Source organism: Oceanisphaera ostreae, assembly GCF_042676125.1.
Taxonomy (GTDB): Bacteria; Pseudomonadota; Gammaproteobacteria; order Enterobacterales; family Aeromonadaceae; genus Oceanimonas; species Oceanimonas ostreae.
Genome location: NZ_JBHTJS010000019.1, coordinates 1 through 19849, shown reverse-complemented (window position 1 = coordinate 19849; position 19849 = coordinate 1). Strand labels below are relative to the sequence as shown.

Genomic DNA, 19849 nt, shown 5'->3' with positions numbered 1-19849 from the left:
AGCACCAAGCGCCCAGTTAACAGAAAACACCGCTCTATGTTGAGCTGGGTGCTGGGCGCTCGGCGCTCGGCGCTATGTGTTGTAACAGCGTGCGTAGCTTGAGAGGTTTGACGGGTTTGCTTAAATAACTTAACCCCAGCAGCTGCAGTTGGGCTTGTAACTCGGGTTGGCGGTCGGCACTGATCACTACAGTGGGCACAGCGCCAAACGTCTGGTGCAAGGTGGTAACGACATCCACTCCGTTCTCCCCTTCATCCAAATGATAATCTGACAGAATAATGTGTGGCATAAAGCCGTCGATATAATGCTGATGCGCCTCTGCACCGTTGAGGGCCAGCCGTAGCTCACAGCCCCAACGGCCTAATAGATCAGACATGGCGGTAAGAATGTCGGCATCATTATCAATGCACAATATGCGTACACCTGCCAGTTGACTGTTGTTGCTTGTGGGTAACGATGCGAGTGGCGATGTAATCGCTCCTGCCGATAGCGTAGCCCTTGGTACCGTCACGCTGAATACCGAGCCTTTACCTTCTACTGAACGTAGCGCCAGTCGATGGCCCAGCATGGTCGCCAACCCTTGAGCAATAGCCAACCCCAGCCCTAATCCTTGCTGGTGATGACGTTGGCCATGCTCTAAGCGCATAAATTCATCAAAAATAGCACGCTGTTTATCAACGGCAATGCCAGGTCCGTTATCCCACACCTCAAGGCACACTTCGTCACCTTGGCGACGAGCTCCCAATAAAATGCGCCCACCAGGGCTGTAACGCAGGGCATTGGTTAAAAAGTTTTGCAAAATACGACGTAACAAACGGGGATCGCTGTGCACGCCTATCTGGCTGGTCACCACGCTAAAACGTCCACCTTCTTGCTCAGCTAACACATTAAACTCGGCCTGCAAGGTATCAAACACATTGCTAAGCGCAAAGTCGACCGGCTTAGCAGTAAACTTTCCAGCTTCTAACCGTGACATATCAAGCAAGTCACTGATGAGATCTTCGGCGGCCGCTAACGATCGATCGATATGGCCGGCCAGTCGTTTACTTTCACTGTCGCTTGATGTTTCTAACCAAGACGAAGCAAATAACTTAGCCGCATTCAGAGGCTGCATTAAATCGTGACTTACTGCGGCTAAAAAGCGACTTTTAGAGGCACTGAGTTTTTCCGCTTCATCGGTCGCCATCTGTAATTGTTGATTCACGGTCGACAGTTCTTGGGTGCGTTCAGCCACGCGATCCTCTAGCACCACATTGGCGTCTTTTAGCAACTGCTCGGCTTGGCGGAAGGTGGTAATATCATTAAACGTCATTACAAACCCGCCACCGGGCATGGGGTTACCCTGCATTTCAATAACGCGGCCATCGGGGCGTACTCGGGCTGATGAGTGTGCCGAGCCGGCCTTCATGTGATTAACTCGGCGGTCAATATGCTCTTGTATCGAGCCTAGGCCACATAAGCCCCGCTCGGCGTTATAGCGAATAATATCGGCAATGGGCCGCCCGACCTGAATAAGCCCGGTAGGATAACCAAATAGCTCGATGTAGCGTCGGTTCCACGCCACTAGGTTTAGCTCTTTATCCACCACCGAAATGCCTTGGCCGATATGCTCTATCGCTCCTTGCAGTAAACCTCGATTAAAACGAAATACGTCTCCGGCTTCATCGACAATCACTACCAGTTCGTCTAGCTCCATACTGCGCCCTTGCAACACCGAGGCCAGCACCAGCCGTGCCGACGATGCACCAAATACCCCAGCTAGCACTCGTTCGGTATGGCGGATCAAGCTGGCCGGTGCCTGCAAGCTGCCATCGAGGGTGCCATGCTCACCGGCATAACGAGAAAATGCCCGGCTCACTCTGGCTTCTCCGACAAACCGAGAGGCTAACTGTTCCAGCTCCTGTACTGAGACTTTAGCCTGGTACACATCGCCATCGGCCTTATGCTGGCGGCCGACAAAGGCCCCCGCTTGCAAGCGCTCGCTAACCGTAGACACCGACCACCAAGAACCCAGCACGTAGCCCGCAAGGTTAAACAGCAAGCTCAGTAAAATACCCCAGGTGACGGGACTCATTTCGCCTACCGCGCCCCAATTAGGCGGGGTAAGTAACCACAGCAAAAAGTTAGTGTCTGCATCACCGGCAAACATGCCAGTTTCGGCCATCAGGTTCAGCAACCACATCACCATGCCCAAGCTTAAACCCCAATAGGCACCTCGGCGATTACCGCCCCGCCAATACAGTCCCAAGACCAAGGCGGGCACAAACTGAGCAATGGCCGCGAAACTTAAATAGCCGATGCGTGACAAGCTCTCAATGTCGCCTAACCACAAAAACACCAGCCAAGACGTGGCCATAATCACGATAATAGTGGCGCGCCGTATCTTTAACAGCAGTTGGGCAACGTCGTTAAAGTTCGCTCCTTGTAGCTGACGCCGGCGCAAAATCATCGGCAACACTAAGTCGTTACTCACCATAATGGCCAAGGCGATGGTAGAAATAATCATCATGCCGGTGGCCGCCGAAGCGCCACCAATAAAGGCCAATACGGCCAACGCGGGCTGTCCTTGCGCCAATGGCAGGCTAATGACATAAGTATCCGGCGAGACATCGGCCCCTAACCATTGCTGGCCAGCCAGCGCCAGCGGCAACACGAACAGCCCCATAAGTAGTAGATAAACCGGAAATAGCCGCCGCGCCCAGCGCAAATCGGCGGGCCCGTGATTTTCAACAACCGTGACATGAAACTGGCGCGGCAAGCAGATAACAGCACTCATCGACAGCAGGGTATACACCCCCATATCCAGCAGGTTAGCGCCAGTAACGTTAACGAAGCTGCCAATAAAGTCTTCCGCCACCATCACCCGTTGCTGGTTAGGATGAGCCACTATCAGCCAGAGCGCGAAGCCCCCCACCACAATAAAAGCCACCAGCTTAACGACCGACTCCAGCGAAATGGCGACCATTACCCCTCGTTGGTGTTCGGTGGCATCAATATGGCGGGTGCCAAATAACAGAATAAACACCGCAAACAGCACGGTGACCATTAATGCCACTTCGCCGGCACTGCGCCCGCCGCCGCCCACGACATCGGGCGCCATTAAGTTAAGTCCCATGACAATGGCTTTTAGCTGCAGGGCGATATAGGGCAAGACGCCGACGATGGCGATCAGGGTGACATACACCGCCAACCGCTGAGATTTACCGTAGCGGGCGGCAATAAAGTCGGCAATAGAGGTAATGTGCTCGCGCTTAGCCACATCAATAAGGCGGGCAATAAGCGGCCCGGCCAGCGAAAACATGATGATGGGGCCAAGGTAAATTGAGAAATAAGACCAACTGTCGGTACTGGCCTGCCCTACGGTGCCAAAAAAGCTCCAAGAAGAGCAATATACTGCCAACGAAAAGCTATACAGCAGCGGGCGCAAGCGCTCGGCACGCGGGCCCATACGCACTTTATCGCCCAGCCAGGCACACAAAAACAATACCGCCAAGTACGCCAGCGCGATGTTAATAACGGTCCAGCCCTGCATTAACTCTTCCTTTCGTATGAATAAAATATGAAGACAAAGCCATAAGCCTGTAGCTCGGGACACAGAGGCAACAGGGTAGCCTCCTCCGACACGCTTCAGATGAATGACACTCACCGTTTCAGCCAGCTGCGAGCATTCTCTGGATACTCGGTCAGGCTAAAACGATTCGTCACGGCGAGGCAAGCTCGCCCCCTGTGCGCTCAGCATATGACATCCGACCGCCAAGGATGGCGGGAGTGCCGAAATGGCAGGAGCATTTTTCGGCCTTGTCATGTGATGGTCGGCTGAGCCTATCCCAACAGCCTCTTCATTAGTCTCGGAGTCATCGGTGTACTGGCTGAATGTTAAGGCTGGGCGCTGGGCGCTTGGTGCTACCCGGTAAAGGCCTTCGCAGCAACCAACAGGCGGGTAGTATTATCGCCGCCATTAGCCAAAAAAGCTGTCCGCCTAAAGTCGGATATAGCTGGCCCGAGGCTACCAATAATAAAGCTACCGTCAATCCCATGGCCAAGGCTCCATATAACGCTTGGGCACCAATCACCGCTTCGGCGTCTAAATCTCGGCTAATGTAGCGCATGGCGCCTAGGTGACTAAGGCAAAAACTGCCTGCGTGTAGCAACTGCGCCATAATCAGCCATGTTATATCGGTGGTAGCCCCTAATATACCCCAGCGCAGCAGTGCACATGCGGCCCCTGATAATAATAATGTGCGGGCCGTCATCGCCTCAAACCATCGCCGGTTCATGGCTAATACGCCAATTTCAGCCAACACCCCAAGCCCCCACAAATAGCCGATGGTGCTGGTGGCATATCCTTGGCTCTGCCAATACAAAGCACTAAAGCCATAATAAACAGCATGACTGCCCTGCAATAACGCCACTATCACTATAAATCGCTTAATCTGGGGGCGGCGCCACACCTGCAGTACACTGTCGCCTTGGCGCTCGCCATGCAGATCAACCGGTGATGGAGTCATCGGCAGTAAGCTCATTAGCCACAGAGCAGCCAGCGCCATCACCATAATATGCAGGATCCACTGATTTCCCCATTGACTCGTTAGACTGCCCACCACAATGTTGGCACCAATAAACGCCACCGATCCCCATAGCCGCGCTTTGCCGTAATCTAGCTGTACCTGCACCACGAGCCGACTGGCCACGGCTTCATTGAGCGGCATTAGTGCAGAGTAAATCACATTCACCCCGATCATCAGCAAGGTCAACGCTAGCAGCGATTGATTAAGGTAAAAAGCGGCAAAGCTCAGCAAACTTAACCACGCCAACCAGCGCACGGCAGGCAATAAATGCTGGGCTCGGCGGATGCGACTCATCACCAACAAATTACCCACACAGCGGGCCGCCATGCCAAGGCCAAGCAAGACGCCAATAACATCGGCGTGCACACCCACATGACTAAGCCACAGCGACCAATAAGGTAAATAGACGCCGTAACTAAAATAAAATAGAGCAAAAAGAGAGGAAAGCCAGAATACTGGGGGCATATTTGCGACTAAGTGGTGGATCCATATTGGTTATGATAATACTTTATCTGTTAATTATTATTTCTATTTGGTTAAATTTTATGGGACGATTTATATTATTGGTAGGCCTGCTGCTCTCGGGTTGTCAGGGCTACCACTCGGCCTCTTCGGCTTCAATTCCAACAAACAATTTATTCGATTATCAGCTACAAAATCCCGCAGGAAAAACCGTGTCATTACCCGAGGCCGCCCAACAGCTGGCTGACGCCGACGTGATAATAGTAGGCGAGCTGCATGGGCATCAGGGAATACATCGTTTTCAGGCCGACTTACTCGCACAACTGCTTAGCCAACCGCGCCCCCTTGCCTTAGCCATGGAGCAATTTAGCCGGGATAATCAAGACGCGGTAAATAGGTATTTAGCAGGGAAGATGGGCGAAGATGCATTTATAAAAGAAAGTAATGCGTGGCCGAGTTATCGCAGTGATTATCGCGCCTTAGTGACGTTGGCTAAAGAAGCCGACATTGAAGTAATAGCCGCTAACTCGCCGCGCCATATTGTGCGTTGTATTGCCCAAGAAGGGGTCGATTATTTACAACGACTACCGGCGAATGAGCGCGGCTGGGTTGCCAAACAACTGACCCTTACCGATGATGCTTACAAGGCGCGTTTTATGGCAAACCGCCATCATGGTCAAGCACCCAGCGAGCAGCAATTTGCCGCGCAAACTACCTGGGATGACACCATGGCCGAAAGCATTACCCAGTATTTGCAGCTACACCCTAAACACAGCGTGCTGTTAACGGTGGGGCGCTTTCATATTGCAGAAGGCTTGGGCACGGTACAGCGGCTGCAACAGCGCAATCCCAAGCTTAAAATAGCGCTGATTTATCCAGTCACGACCGATGAAGCCGTGCCCGACGCGCCGTTATGGGCATTACAGGTTGCCTCATTACCCACCACCCGATTAGAGGGGGAGCCCTTGCCAGCGTTTAGCCTGGGCGAACCTGCTTGTGTACCAGTCGGCGACTGAACTGCCATAACGCCCAGCACTCAGGCCTGATACAAGGCTTGGTCGACGCGGTTGTGCAGGTGTTCACCGTCCGAATGACCATTAAAAAGTGGCCAACCCGCCGTTCATGGTCACCTGCAAAGTGTTATTATCAGACCGCTTTTTGGAGCAGATATATTATCTGTGGTCTTTGCAGGGGAATGTTTTTTGAACGTTTATGGATTACTGGCCGTGGCTATTATCGCCGAAGTGATAGCCACCACCGCCTTAAAAGCCTCTGACGGATTCAGCCGCTTAGGGCCAAGTTTGTTGGTAATCATCGGCTACAGCCTCGCTTTTTGGCTACTAACACTAGTGATGCGTACCATGTCGGTGGGCATTGCTTATGCTATTTGGTCTGGTGCTGGCATCGTCTTGGTTACCTTGTTAGGGGCATTGTTTTATCGTCAACTGCCCAGTGTGACCGTAATACTGGGCATGGCCTTAATCATCATCGGTGTGGTGATTATCCAGCTTGATTCCAATGGATGACGTGATGCATAAAAGGTAACGCCTGAGCTTGCAGTTCAGATGTATTACTTCTCACACCTCACCATTTATCCCTCACGGAATTAGTTTAACGAGGCATGATTAAATGTTGCTATGCGGACACAGAGGCTTGGCCAGTTTAGCACCCGAAAACACCTTATCAGGGTTAGATGCGGCCCATAAACAGGGGCTAACGTGGGTAGAAATTGACGTGCAACTCACCCAAGATAATCAAGTGGTGCTGTTTCATGATGAGCGGTTGCACCGCTGCACCAATGGTCGAGGCCTACTGCGCGAGCATAGTTGGCAGCAACTTAGCCGCCTTGATGCGGGCCGCTGGTTTTCAGCCGAGTTTGCAAGCGAGCGATTAGTACTGCTGCACGATTATCTAACCCACGCCGCCCGCCTTAATATTAAGGTCAATATCGAGCTTAAACTCTACCCTAAAGATAACGCCGCCAACCTCAGCCAACAGGTCAGCCGCGTGATCTCCTGTGGGGCGTTTGCTCACGCTAACTTGTTATTTTCTAGCTTCGAACCTAATAGCCTTGTACAAATGCAACGGCTGCAACCCACTATCGCCCGCGCTTTGCTGGTAGAGCGCATTCCCACCGACTGGCATGCCGCACTGCAGCGACTCGATTGCGCCGCGCTAAACTGTAATCACCGACATTTAACCCAAGCGCAAGCGCAAGCTGTCAACGCTGCCGGTTATCAGCTTAATTGTTATACCGTAAACAGCCAACGCCAAGCCGACACCCTCGCGAGCTGGGGAGTAAATATGATTTTTACAGATAAGCCGTTAAGACAAGCGCCCGGCGCCCAGCACCAAGCGCCTAGCTAAAAAATACGAAACATCCTGCCCTATATTGAGCTGGGCGCTTGGCGCTGGAAGCTCGGCGCTGTAAAAACACTTAAACTTATTGCCCTTTGTGCTTTTCTGTTATCATAACGCCAGTTTGCCTAACGGCAATGCCTCTCAGCCGTCCGCCAGGACCTTTTTAGTTCGGAGTCTCATGTCTTTTGCTTCCCTAGGCCTTAACGCCCAGCTCGTTCAAGCGATCAATGAATGTGGTTATACAGAGCCCACCCCAATCCAAACTCAAGCTATTCCGCTAGTACTTAAGGGCGGTGATTTGTTGGCCGGAGCCCAAACCGGCACGGGTAAAACGGCGGGCTTTGGTTTGCCAATGCTACAGCGCCTAAGCGAAACAAAAGCTAGACCGTTGGCTAATGGCCGAGCACCGGTGCGTGCCTTGGTGCTTACGCCCACTCGTGAGCTAGCCGCTCAGGTAGAAGAAAATCTACGTGCCTATGCCAAGCACTCAGACTTGCGCACCTTGGCCATGTTTGGTGGCGTAAGCATTAACCCGCAAATGAAGGCCTTGGGCGGCAAAATTGACATCGTAGTGGCTACTCCGGGCCGTTTACTGGATCACGTATCTCAGCGCTCTATCGACTTATCACGCGTTGAAATGCTGGTGTTAGACGAAGCAGACCGCATGCTAGATATGGGCTTTATTCGCGATATTCAGCGTATTATCGCCAAGATGCCGTCTCAGCGCCAAAATTTACTGTTTTCTGCTACTTTTTCTAACGAAATCAAGAAACTGGCTGAAAATTTGCTCACCAATCCCGAGCACATTGAAGTAGCAACTCGCAACGCCACTGCCGACACCATTGCGCAGCGTTTTTATGGCGTAGATAAAAATAAAAAGCGCGCCCTGCTCAGCTATTTGATTGGCCACAACAACTGGCGCCAAGTGCTGGTGTTTACCCGTACTAAACACGGTGCTAATCGCCTAGCAATGCAGTTAGAGAAAGATGGCCTGCCCGCCATGGCTATTCATGGTGACAAGAGCCAAGGTGCTCGTACTCGAGCCTTAAGCCAATTTAAAGAAGGCAAGTTGCGCGTGTTGGTTGCCACCGACATTGCCGCCCGTGGTATCGACATCAGCGAACTGCCCCACGTAGTCAACTACGAGCTGCCGCATGTTGCCGAAGATTACGTGCACCGTATTGGCCGTACCGGTCGTGCTGGTATTAAAGGCGAAGCCCTATCGTTGATCTGCTTCGAAGAAAAGCCATTGCTTAAGGCGATTGAACGGGTAACCAAGCAAACCGTTGAGCTGGAAATTATGGCAGGTTACGAGCCCATTCCTGACAGCCAACAGCCGCCAATCGAAAAAACTGCCGCGACTAATCGTGGCCGTGGCAACGGTGGTGGTCGAGGCCAAAATAGTGGCGGTGGTCGTGCACAAAACCCACGCAGCGCGAATAACAAAGCACCACGTAGCAACAAACCGCCACGTCGCCACGACGGTGGTTAACTTAAAGCGGTAAAACATAGCAGTCAGCGCTAAGCCGTCAGCTATCAGCAAACAAAAAAGCCGACCACTCTGTGGTCGGCTTTTTTAGAGTTATCTTTTAAGCCGTCTTCCTGACACAGGTCAGGATCTCGCTTTGTCTTTTGTAGACAAAACGGTTTAAACATCACACCAAGACCTATTTTTGCCACGGAATACACGGAATAACACGGAAAAATAGTGATCAGATCTGAAAGAGATCTTGATAGTAAGGGCAGAGATTAGCCCCAAGCAAAAATGACAGGCGAAACTGAGACTGAATATGCAGCTTGGTTTGGGCTTTAGTGCATAAGGGCAGATACCGGGGCAAGTGCATTAGTGATAGCGCCAAGGCAGTAAAAAGACGGTGTTTATCTTTAACTTACGGCTTACAGCTTACGGCTTACCGCTATCAGTTAAGCTGTTCCTTAGGTTCAACCAATGCACTATGCCGCCTATAACTAAGCCCCAAAAGGCACTGCCGATACCGAATAATGCAACGCCCGAGGCGGTGATCATAAAGGTTAATAGTGACGCATCTCGCTCTTGCTCGTTAGCCATGGCCACCGTTAAGCTACTACCAATAGTGCCTAGCAACGCCAAACCGGCAATCGCCATCACCAGCTCGCTCGGCAAGGCGGCAAATAAGCCCACCACAGTGGCACCAAACAGCCCCATTAATAAATAAAATACCCCCGCCCACACCGCCGCTTTATAACGCTGCTTAGGGTCGGCATCTACTTCTTTTCCCATACATACTGCGGCACTAATTGCTGCCAAGTTAAAGGCAAAGCCGCCAAAAGGGGCGAGCAATAAGCCAGTAACTCCCGTCCAACTGATCAAAGGGGAGGCTTTGGTATGATAACCATGAGCGCGTAATACGGCGATACCTGGCACATTTTGCGAAGCCATAGTGACCACAAATAACGGAATACCAATGCCGATTAAGCTGGTAATAGAAAAGCTGGGCATCATTAATACAGGGGCGGCCATTTGCCAACTAAACTGCTCAAAGTGCAGTAAGTCCAGTCCTGCAGACACCGCTAATCCGGCGAATAAGCTCAGCGGAATAACATAACGTGGTAAGCGCCGACGCAATGCTAGGTAAGTAACTAGCATCACGCCTACCAGCCAGGGTTGAGTTTGCGCCGAGACAAATAAGTTCAGGCCGAAGGTGAGCAACACGCCGCCCAGCATAGCTGCAGCTAGGCCCGCCGGCACTAATTGCATGATGCGATCGAACCAGCCGGTGACACCACACAGCAAAATCAACGCCGAGCTGAATAGAAATATCCCTATTGCTTCACTCATGGGCACACCCGCCAGAGCCGTGACCAGCAAGGCCGCGCCCGGAGTCGACCAGGCGGTGATAATGGGCTCGCGAAAACGTAACGAAAAACCAATGCAGGTCACCCCCATGCCCAGCCCCAACGCCCACATCCAAGAGCTAATCTCGGCCTGACTGGCACCGGCGGCGGCGGCGGCTTGAAAAATAATGACCGCCGAGCTGGTATAACCGACCAGCACCGCAATAAAACCCGCTGACAGATGAGCGAAATGAAAGGGCATACGCATAACAACATTCCTTAAAAGACAGCTATAAGCCGTCAGCTATACGCTGTCGGTTAAGGTCCATAACAAATCATCCTGCTGACACTGGCCCACAGAATTCAGTATTTTTATATTTTTGCCGTCTTCCTGATGAACATCAGGATTTCGCTATTTGGTACCGGTAAGACGGCAAAAGACAGTGTTCGTCTTTAACTAACCGCTGACAGCTTACGGCTTATCGCTACTCGAAGGACGAGCTTTAAGTAGCTCGGCACACAGGCGTACGAAGTCTGACGAGGTGACGATGCCAATTAAACACTGCTTTTCGTCAACGATAGTGAGGCAGCCATGTTTATTTTTTAGAAAAAACGACACCACTTCGGTCAAGGGTGCATTAACATCCACCGATTCAAAATCCGCATCAATAATTTCAACTACCCGACACAAGCGCTCACGTCGCTCTAGCGCACTGACGCCATAATCTGATAACAGCCCCATAATGGTGGAAATCATGCGCTTTTGCGTTAGTACGCCCATGAGTTTACCGGTAAGCGTATCCACTACCGGTATGTGCCTGATGCTTTTTTCTCGCATCATGTCGTGGGCATCTTTCAAGGTTGCTGACTGATCGAGCGTCAGCAAATTTCGGGTCATAATATCGCCAACAGAAATTGCAGTCATAGGTTATCTTCCTTGTTTTTATTAGTTATATTTTAGACTAAAGACCACCCCAAAAAGCAGAGAATAAATAGTCATCAACAACAATGTATGACCAGAGCTTTAGCTTGGTGCTCGGCGCTTCAATTGTTCTGTTGTGTCACAGAGCCCTGTGAGTTGCAAATACAAAAAACAAAAGCCCGTTAATAGCAGTATTAACGGGCTTTTTTGACGCGTTTTTAAACGCTATTTATTAGCCTGTGGTAGCAACCGAGCGATGGCCGTCGGTGAGGTGCAACACATCTACTAAATCGTCACCGCTAACGGCAAAGGCTTTACCAAAGCCTTTTACAAACAAGCCTTTTAGTGGCACTAAGCGAAATAAATGAAAGTCTGCCAACTTACTGAGGCCAACAACCGTGTCATCAAAGCGCGCATGCAAGGCACCAATACCCGCCTGCCATTCGGGGGTATCACGGGTTACGCGCTCGGGACGGGCATCAAAGGTAAGGCGCTTGCGCGCAAACAAGTTGCGGCAAGCTTGTTCATCTTCCACCATCATTAACGAAATCTGAGGGTTAACCAGCAAGTTTTTAGTGTGGCGCGCCATTTCACTAATCAAAATGTAATAACCATCTTCCAGTAAGGCAAAGGGAGCATAGCTGACATTAGGCACTCCTTCATCGTCTACGGTGGCCAGCACGAGGGTGTGTGTCGCATCACGAAACTCACGAATTTCTGGCTCGAGACGACCCTGCAGACGCTCTTGTTTATCAAACATTTTTTAGCTCCTTTAATGCGTTGAATGCAACGACCTGCTCAGGGAACAGCGTGCCCTGCTCGTCTCGTCCTAAATAGATTTTAAAAATACAGTCGCCATCTGTGTCGTAAAATACGATGGCGTAAGCTTCATTACCGCGATGCGGTTTACTTTGCAGTGAAATATTCGCTATCGCATCCAACTTAAGGTGGCCGTGCAACTGACCCGGCTCACCAAATAAATTGTAATAACCATAGCCGACACGCCCTTTGGGGAGGCTGGCTTTCACTTCAAAAATAGAGCCTGCCACCTCCATAATTGTGGTTACGCGGCCCCACTCTGCTACTTGCTCTAATATGGTTTGGCCATGAATGCCTGGCAGAGTAAAAATCAGCTCGCTGGGCAGGCGGCTTACCAGCTGCCATTCAGGCACCGACAAACGGCGGGCCATATCCGCGGGCCGCAGCTTGGGCTCGGTAGCCAGCAATTCCAATACTTGGGTCGTTAATTCAGCCATAGTGTTTATTTCCTTAACTTATGCCCTAACTTAAAAACGATATCGCGTATTTATATTGCGGCTCGCTTTATAGCAATCAAAGCTCGTATTCCGACCCCATGAGCGGTGGCCTACTAAGTAAGGCCGCGTAACACATGTGGATTATGAGGCAGGTTTACCTTTCTCGTCACCCTCGCGAAGGCGGGAATGACGATAGAACCACGCCGGTTATGCGGCATTACTTAAGTCGCTAGTCGCAGATTAATCTAACACCACATCGAATACAACTCGTTATCATTAGCAATAGACTTTAGATTAGAAATCCGTATTCTATGCAGCAAGAACGTAATCACTCTCATTCATGCTTGAGGTTAATTTTGAGCTTTAAACGCTACGCTTCATTTGCACTGGCCTCTTTGTTACTCCATGGCTTACTAGCGCAGGCCATGGATCGAAAAGATCTGACCATTGCTATGGCTCCGGCCGACCCCGGCCCGATTAGTGTACAGATGCTGCCCACAGTAACTAAGCCTCAGCCCGTCGTTGAACCAATCGCTGAGCCTATTCCCGAACCCAAACCCGAGCCAAAGCCAGAACCAAAACCGACGCCTAAACCAAAGCCGACACCTAAACCTGAGCCCAAGCCGGTCGTTAAACCACAACCACAACCTAAGCCTAAGCCTAAGCCTAAGCCTAAGCCTAAGCCGACTCCGAAAACGGTAGCGCCGGCCTCACAGCCCAAGCCGGTTGAAAAAATAGTGCAAAAAACACCAGCCACAAAGGCGAAAGACAGTGCGCCTAAGCGCATAGAACAACCCAGCTTTAAAAGTCGGCCGGCTCCTATCTCTTACCCGGTGCAGGCAAGGCGCCGTGGCCAAGAAGGCACTGTCATCATCGAAGTGTGGCTAGATGAAAATGGTCGACAAACTAAGCGGGTGTTAGTTCGCTCCTCCGGCGTGAAGACGCTAGATCGCACCGCTTTAAAAGGGGTATCTAAATACCGCTTTTCAGCCTATGTCGAAAACGGTAAAGGCATTGCCCACCGCGTTCATATTCCTATTCGTTTTAAATTGGATTAAATCATGTCATTTCTAAATCAACTGCATCAACAACTCGGATTAATGAGCTGGCCATTAATTTTGTGCTCCGTTATCACGGTCTCATTATGGCTAGAACGTATCGTAAGTCTGTTATGGGTCAGCATGCGCGGTGAACAAGAGAAGAAGCAATTGCGTTTAAGTGGCAGCAGTTATGCGGATGTGGCATTAAATGAGCCTAAATCCATGATCCTGCGCGGCTGCCAACTATTGGTGCAACATAAAGAATGTAATAAAGGGACTCGTGAAGACTTGGCCGGCATTTGGTTGCAGCAACAAAGACGTAAATTACATTCTGGCCTGCGGGTATTAACACTGGTTGGCGTGATTAGTCCTTTATTAGGACTATTAGGTACCGTATTAGGATTAATCGCCATGTTTACCAGCATTGGCGAAAGTGGTAATCCGGTAACGCCTGCGTTGCTTGCCGACGGCCTCGGATTAGCCATGAGTACCACGGCCGCAGGCCTACTGATTGCCCTGCCCGCCATTGCCGGTGCGCAGTTATTCGGTCTGTGGGCCGATCGCTTGCTAGACAAACTGACCGATGAGCTTAATCAGTGCAATCTGCACCTTGAGGGAGTCACGCTCGGAGGCTGCCCTTCATGATTGGTCGCCCCGATGCTGCAAATGCGGGATGGCGCTCACTGGCACCCGACATCACCCCGTTGCTCGATATTATTTTTATCGTGTTGGTGTTTTTATTATTAACCGCCAACATTCCGCTGCAATCACTAGAAGTCGATTTACCCAAGACCGACAGCAAGTCTTTAAGCTCCATACAAGACACCAAATCTATGACTATTAACATGCTTGCCGGCACCCCAGCATGGGCGCTGCAAGGTGAACAGTATGACGATTGGCAGCAGTTTAAGGCGGTGCTAGAAAATCAGCTCGAGGCGCTAAAAGAAACTGATTTGATCTTGGCGTCAGACAAAGACGTTACCGTAGACAGCATGTTAAAGCTGCTGGCGTTCTTGCAAGAGCACCACATTAACACCACTCAAATTCTTATGGAGGATGATTAATGGTCACTCGTTGGTTACTCCCTTTAGCATTGCTGGCCACCAGTACAGTGCACGGCGAACCATCACGGCTACTGAGTGCGGGTAGCGGCATGACCGAGCTAGTATTTGCACTGGAGGCTCAAGAGCAGTTAGTTGCGGTGGATAGCACCAGTGTCTTACCAAAAGGCAGCACACTTGCCCGACTGGGTTATCATCGCCAACTTAGCGCCGAAGGCATGCTGTCCACTCAACCTACGTTAGTGATTGGCAGTGAAGAAATGGGCCCAGCTAGCGCGCTTAATTTAGTGCGTCAGGCTGGTATTCAAGTAGAAACGCTGCCAGAAGCGATGACGATAGAACAACTGCAAAGTAATATTATTCGCTTGGGTGAATTGCTAAACCGCCACCCCCAAGCCGAAGCGTTACAGCAAGAAGTTGCGTATCGCGCGCAACAACTGGTTACCAAGGGCTCTGTTACCAGCAAAAGTGTCCTAGGTAAAAAAACTATCTTCTTACTTTTGGGTGAGGGTAACTCGGCCCAAATTGCCGGCAGCAATACCTTAGCCGACGCCATGATCCGCCTAGCTGGTGGCACTAATCCCGCCATTACCAGCATCGACGGCTATAAGCCGGTGGCAATGGAAGCCTTAGTCGCCATGGCCCCTGATGTCATCTTAATTAGTCGCCGTCATTTGGTAGAAGAAGCCGGTGCCGATTCGCTATTTCAGCAGTTTCCGTTGCTACGCCAAACTCCTGCCGCAGACGCTAATGCCATTGTTCCCATTAACGGCAAAGCGCTTATTGGTGGGCTGGGCTTAAGTACACTGGCCGAGGCCGAACGCTTGCATCAACATTGGTTGGCACAATAGTCATGACTGCGCGCATTACCCTATTGCCCGTGCTGCTGGGATTATTGCTAATGACAAGCTTAACCTCGCTGGCGACCGGCCCTATGGCGCTGGATATATTTAAGCTGTTTACGCCATCCCTAATTAGCCCTACCGAACAATTGGTGCTGCTACATATTCGCCTGCCCCGCACCCTGCTCTGCATAGGCGTGGGCGCTATTTTAGCGTTGTGTGGCGCGGTAATGCAGGGGTTGTTTCGCAATCCGTTAGCCGATCCCGGTATTATTGGCGTGTCTAGCGGCGCCGCCTTAGGTGCCGCATTGTCTATGGTATTACTGGCGCCATTTTCCGTCTTGTTACCCGCGTGGCTGGGCGCGAGTTTAACCTCATTAATGGCCTTTGGCGGCGGCCTAATTACCACGTTGGTCGTCTATCAGCTAGCTCGCACCACCCAAGGCACCTCGGTCAGTATCTTGTTGCTGGCAGGAGTCGCCATTGGTGCCTTAAGTGGTGGTATTTTGGGCTTGCTCAACTATTTGGCCGATGACCAAACCCTGCGAGACCTTACCCTATGGCAAATGGGTTCCATGGCCAAAAGCGACCCCTTTCAACTGGGTTTAGTGTGCGCTACCGCCGCGGTGCTGGTTCTGTTATTACGCGGCCATGCCCACAGCCTAAATGCGCTGGCATTAGGTGAGGCCGAAGCCAGTCACTTAGGCATAGATGTACAACGGCTTAAACGTAAATTGGTATTAATGGCGGCACTAGCGGTCGGCGTCAGTGTGGCGGCGGTGGGAATTATCGGTTTTGTGGGCTTAGTGGTGCCGCACTTAGTGCGCTTGATTGCGGGGCCCGATCATCGTCGCTTATTGCCACTGTCTGCTTTGCTGGGCGCGTGGTTATTATTGTTGGCTGACATGCTGGCCCGCACCTTAGCCGCCCCCGCAGAAATGCCCGTCGGCATCGTCACCGCCTTGCTGGGTGCCCCCTTCTTCTTATGGCTGTTGCTAAAACAAAAGCGGGGCATTGGACTTGCATGACTCACACAAAAGACACCGCCTACCTCAACAAACCACTGTTAGATATTAAGCAGTTATCGCTCACACTGCAGCGCCGCCAGTTGTTAACCGATATTGATTTACAGTTACACGCCGGTCAAGTCACGGTACTTATTGGCCCCAACGGGGCCGGCAAAAGCACCTTGTTCAAATGCATTGCCGGTGAGCACTCGCCCCGCGGCCACATGCTCTTGTTTGGCCGCGAACGCGCACTCTGGTCGCGCCAAGCGTTGGCCCGACAGCTTGCGGTATTACCACAACAATCTGGCCTGCAGTTTCCTTTTTTAGCCCAAGAGGTAGTCAGCTTAGGTCGTATTCCGCATAACAGTAGCGAGCGTGAGAACCTGCCGATTATTGAGCAAGCCATGCAGCGGGCCCAAGTGTGGCACTTGCGCGAAGCGCCCTACCCGCAATTATCCGGCGGTGAAAAGCAGCGCGTACATTTTGCGCGTATTTTGGCGCAATTAACCGGCTCTGAAAAACAACGGATTTTACTGCTCGATGAACCCACATCAGCGCTGGATTTAGGCCAACAGCATTTGTTATTAAGTGAAGCCCATCGCTTAGCGGCTGATGGTTGTGCGGTATTAGTGATCGTACACGACCTTAACTTAGCCGCCCGTTACGGCAACCAGCTGGTGCTGCTGCACAATGGCCGCATTGCCAGTGTGGGCTGCCCAGAGCAAGTACTTACCCCCGCCAACGTAGAACAATATTTTGGCTATAAGGCTCAGCTATTACAAAGCCCAGATGGTCATCAGGTGCTCGTTTAAGAGCAGCGCCTAGCGCCGGGGATCGGCGCTCACACACTCTCAAAGCTGGCTTTCCGCGCTCAGATAAGTACCATATACGCCATTGCTTTTCGGTTAACTGCCGGCTGATACACAGTCTGGCAGTCAGCTTGTTAACCTTCTGAAATATCAGGATAAATAGATATGGCTCAATTTGTTTACAGTATGAACCGCGTGGGCAAAGTGGTTCCGCCCAAGCGTCATATACTGAAAAATATCTCGTTGTCGTTTTTCCCCGGCGCTAAAATTGGCGTGTTGGGCTTAAACGGCTCCGGTAAATCGACCTTGCTGCGCATTATGGCCGGCATAGACACCGAAATTGAAGGCGAAGCGCGCCCGCAGCCCGGTATTAACATCGGTTACTTGCCGCAAGAGCCTAAGTTAAAGCCCGAGCAAACCGTGCGCGAAGCCATTGAAGAAGCGGTATCGGAAGTAGCTGGGGCCCTTAAAGAGCTGGACGCGGTATATACCGCCTATGCGGATCCGGATGCAGACTTTGATAAGTTAGCGAAGCGCCAAGGCGAGTTAGAAGCGATTATTCAAGCACACGACGGCCATAACTTAGATAACCAGTTAGAGCGCGCCGCCGATGCGTTGCGTTTGCCGCCATGGGAAGCCACCATAGATAAACTGTCTGGTGGTGAGCGCCGCCGCGTAGCCATGTGTCAGTTGTTGCTAGAAAAGCCCGACATGCTGCTACTCGACGAACCGACTAACCACTTGGATGCCGAATCGGTCGCTTGGTTAGAGCGCTTCTTGCACGACTATGAAGGCACCGTTGTGGCCATTACCCACGACCGTTATTTCTTGGATAACGTAGCGGGTTGGATCCTAGAGCTCGACCGCGGTGAAGGTATTCCGTGGGAAGGTAACTACTCTTCGTGGTTGGAGCAAAAAGACGAGCGCCTGTCACAAGAGCAGTCGTCTGAAGCGGCACGCCAAAAATCCATTCAAAAAGAATTGGAGTGGGTACGTCAAGGTCCTAAAGGTCGTCAGAGTAAGTCTAAGTCTCGGATGGCCCGCTTTGAAGAGCTACAAAATCAAGACTTTCAAAAGCGTAACGAAACCAACGAGCTGTTTATTCCGCCAGGACCCCGCTTGGGCGATCAGGTCATTGACGTAGAAAATCTGACCAAGTCGTATGGCGATCGCATGATCATCGACGATCTATCGTTCAGCATTCCCAAGGGTGCCATCGTCGGTATTATCGGCCCCAACGGTGCCGGTAAGTCGACGCTGTTCCGTATGCTGACCGGCGCAGAACAGCCAGATTCTGGCAACATTATCCTAGGTGAAAGCGTACAACTGGCCTCGGTTGAGCAGTTCCGTGACAGCATGGACGACAAGAAAACCGTGTGGGAAGAAGTGGCTGACGGCCAAGATATGCTGCGTATCGGTAATTTAGAAATTCCGAGCCGGGCTTATTTAGGTCGTTTTAACTTTAAAGGCATCGACCAGCAAAAACGCGTTGGTGAGTTATCCGGTGGTGAGCGCGGTCGTTTACACATGGCCAAACTGCTACAAACTGGCGGTAACGTGCTATTGCTGGATGAGCCTACCAACGACTTGGATATTGAAACTTTGCGCGCGCTGGAAAATGCCATCCTGGAATTCCCAGGCTGCGCCATGGTTATCTCCCACGACCGTTGGTTCCTCGACCGTATTGCCACCCATATTCTGGATTACAAAGATGAAGGCAAGGTAGAGTTCTTCGAAGGTAACTTTAGTGAATACGAAGACTGGAAGAAGAAAACCTACGGCGCCGAATCCGTGCAACCAAAACGTATTAAATATAAAAAAGTAACTAAATAAACTTTAATTGCTTACGGAATAATCATAAAAGCCCGCTTAATGCGGGCTTTTTATTGCTCACAAAAAACCAGCAAGATAATACATAACTTGATATTTAACTTTGTTAGTTTATTATTCGACCGAATTAATAAAGCTTTTAAAAATAATAAATATTCAACTTTCAATTAAAAGTAGGCACTATGTTTAAAAAATTAACAACAACTGCCATGGCAGTTGCAGCACTAACCTGTGGTGGCCAAGCCATGGCCGAGCACTACGTAGGCGGCAACATTTCAGCCTTGAATGTAGACTATAGTCTGCCTAAAGATGCTGATCTAGTAGCACTATATGGTCGCTTGGGTACCGAGTTTACAGAAAACTTCTCTGGCGAAATTCGTATCGGCACCGGTCTCGATGATGACAAGCTATACGGTACGAAAGTAGAGCTAAATTACTTCTACGGTGCCTATGTACGCGGCACCATTCCCGTTACCGATGCCTTCTACCCTTACGCCATCGTCGGTTTCACTCGTGCTGAGTTAGAGTATAAAGTTCCTGGCCTTTCAGTTAATGACTCCGGCAGCGATGTATCCTTTGGTGTAGGTACCGACATTCGCCTAACTGCGAACACCGACCTTAACCTGGAGTACATGAATTACTACGATAAAAATGACATTTCTGTTGACGGTTTCTCAGTAGGCTTTACTTACCGCTTTTATTAAAGCCTGCGTATAAGTCGACGCATTTAATGTGCAGCTTAAAACACCGCCCTCACCGGCGGTGTTTTTCATTAACTACTTCGGCTAAACCTACAGACCCAATGTTGTTAGTAAGCGCCCTTAAATCAGCACTTTAGCGCTTAAATACACATTTCACGAGCACGTTAGCTTAACTT

The 19849-nt window shown here is 50.8% G+C and carries 18 protein-coding genes; 12 read left to right on the top strand and 6 right to left on the bottom strand.

What is annotated here, in order from left to right:
• Window positions 1-34: 34 nt before the first annotated feature.
• Together ACFQ1C_RS05870 and ACFQ1C_RS05865 are read right to left on the bottom strand one after the other, a co-directional pair.
• A complete protein-coding gene (locus ACFQ1C_RS05870; protein ID WP_379557670.1) occupies window positions 35-3532 on the bottom strand; it encodes a hybrid sensor histidine kinase/response regulator in 3498 nt (1165 codons plus the stop codon).
• Window positions 3533-3854: 322 nt separating this feature from the next.
• The gene (locus tag ACFQ1C_RS05865) at window positions 3855-5033 is read right to left on the bottom strand and encodes a 3-phenylpropionate MFS transporter (protein ID WP_379557669.1); all 1179 of its coding nucleotides are present in this window, start codon (window positions 5031-5033) and stop codon (window positions 3855-3857) included.
• A gap of 80 nt (window positions 5034-5113) precedes the next feature.
• Between ACFQ1C_RS05865 and ACFQ1C_RS05860 the strand changes: the two genes are divergently transcribed.
• The 4 genes from ACFQ1C_RS05860 to ACFQ1C_RS05845 all read left to right on the top strand — a co-directional run bounded on the left by ACFQ1C_RS05860 (window position 5114) and on the right by ACFQ1C_RS05845 (window position 8883).
• Entirely contained in the window at window positions 5114-6046 is a 933-nt protein-coding gene (locus ACFQ1C_RS05860) for a ChaN family lipoprotein (RefSeq protein ID WP_379557668.1), read from the top strand.
• A gap of 186 nt (window positions 6047-6232) precedes the next feature.
• Window positions 6233-6556 (top strand): DMT family transporter, encoded by a 324-nt coding sequence (locus tag ACFQ1C_RS05855; RefSeq protein WP_379557667.1) that lies wholly within the window; start codon window positions 6233-6235, stop codon window positions 6554-6556.
• 103 nt (window positions 6557-6659) lie between these two features.
• Window positions 6660-7397: a glycerophosphodiester phosphodiesterase family protein gene (locus tag ACFQ1C_RS05850; RefSeq protein ID WP_379557666.1), complete on the top strand. Its 738-nt coding sequence runs from the start codon at window positions 6660-6662 to the stop codon at window positions 7395-7397.
• 172 nt (window positions 7398-7569) lie between these two features.
• Window positions 7570-8883 (top strand): DEAD/DEAH box helicase, encoded by a 1314-nt coding sequence (locus tag ACFQ1C_RS05845; RefSeq protein WP_379557665.1) that lies wholly within the window; start codon window positions 7570-7572, stop codon window positions 8881-8883.
• Between the two features lie 411 nt (window positions 8884-9294).
• Here ACFQ1C_RS05845 and ACFQ1C_RS05840 read toward each other — a convergent pair whose 3' ends face one another.
• From ACFQ1C_RS05840 to hutX, 4 genes are all read right to left on the bottom strand, one after another.
• Entirely contained in the window at window positions 9295-10509 is a 1215-nt protein-coding gene (locus ACFQ1C_RS05840) for a benzoate/H(+) symporter BenE family transporter (protein ID WP_379557694.1), read from the bottom strand.
• A gap of 168 nt (window positions 10510-10677) precedes the next feature.
• The gene (locus tag ACFQ1C_RS05835; protein WP_379557664.1) at window positions 10678-11130 is read right to left on the bottom strand and encodes a CBS domain-containing protein; all 453 of its coding nucleotides are present in this window, start codon (window positions 11128-11130) and stop codon (window positions 10678-10680) included.
• Between the two features lie 229 nt (window positions 11131-11359).
• The gene (hutZ, locus tag ACFQ1C_RS05830; RefSeq protein ID WP_379557663.1) at window positions 11360-11887 is read right to left on the bottom strand and encodes a heme utilization protein HutZ; all 528 of its coding nucleotides are present in this window, start codon (window positions 11885-11887) and stop codon (window positions 11360-11362) included.
• Window positions 11880-12383, bottom strand: a complete 504-nt coding sequence (gene hutX / locus ACFQ1C_RS05825) for a heme utilization cystosolic carrier protein HutX (protein ID WP_379557662.1) — start codon at window positions 12381-12383, stop codon at window positions 11880-11882. The genes hutZ and hutX overlap by 8 nt, the downstream gene beginning before the upstream one ends.
• Window positions 12384-12808: 425 nt before the next feature.
• On the opposite strand from hutX, the gene ACFQ1C_RS05820 reads away from it, so the two are divergent.
• The 8 genes from ACFQ1C_RS05820 (at window position 12809) to ACFQ1C_RS05785 (ending at window position 19676) form a co-directional block, all read left to right on the top strand.
• Entirely contained in the window at window positions 12809-13441 is a 633-nt protein-coding gene (locus ACFQ1C_RS05820; RefSeq protein WP_379557661.1) for an energy transducer TonB, read from the top strand.
• A 3-nt stretch (window positions 13442-13444) separates the two neighbouring features.
• Window positions 13445-14068, top strand: a complete 624-nt coding sequence (locus ACFQ1C_RS05815; RefSeq protein ID WP_379557660.1) for a MotA/TolQ/ExbB proton channel family protein — start codon at window positions 13445-13447, stop codon at window positions 14066-14068.
• Window positions 14065-14487 (top strand): ExbD/TolR family protein, encoded by a 423-nt coding sequence (locus tag ACFQ1C_RS05810; protein WP_379557659.1) that lies wholly within the window; start codon window positions 14065-14067, stop codon window positions 14485-14487. Before ACFQ1C_RS05815 ends, ACFQ1C_RS05810 begins: the two co-directional genes overlap by 4 nt.
• Complete coding sequence (locus ACFQ1C_RS05805; RefSeq protein ID WP_379557658.1) at window positions 14487-15335, top strand: heme/hemin ABC transporter substrate-binding protein; 849 nt, start codon at window positions 14487-14489, stop codon at window positions 15333-15335. Before ACFQ1C_RS05810 ends, ACFQ1C_RS05805 begins: the two co-directional genes overlap by 1 nt.
• A 2-nt stretch (window positions 15336-15337) precedes the next feature.
• Window positions 15338-16354 (top strand): FecCD family ABC transporter permease, encoded by a 1017-nt coding sequence (locus ACFQ1C_RS05800; RefSeq protein ID WP_379557657.1) that lies wholly within the window; start codon window positions 15338-15340, stop codon window positions 16352-16354.
• Window positions 16351-17145: a heme ABC transporter ATP-binding protein gene (locus tag ACFQ1C_RS05795; RefSeq protein ID WP_379557656.1), complete on the top strand. Its 795-nt coding sequence runs from the start codon at window positions 16351-16353 to the stop codon at window positions 17143-17145. Before ACFQ1C_RS05800 ends, ACFQ1C_RS05795 begins: the two co-directional genes overlap by 4 nt.
• 162 nt (window positions 17146-17307) lie before the next feature.
• Window positions 17308-18975 carry an energy-dependent translational throttle protein EttA gene (gene ettA, locus ACFQ1C_RS05790; RefSeq protein ID WP_379557655.1) on the top strand — a complete coding sequence of 556 codons (1668 nt, stop codon included), beginning with the start codon at window positions 17308-17310 and terminating at the stop codon, window positions 18973-18975.
• Between the two features lie 179 nt (window positions 18976-19154).
• Window positions 19155-19676, top strand: a complete 522-nt coding sequence (locus tag ACFQ1C_RS05785) for a porin family protein (RefSeq protein WP_379557654.1) — start codon at window positions 19155-19157, stop codon at window positions 19674-19676.
• Window positions 19677-19849: the final 173 nt, after the last annotated feature.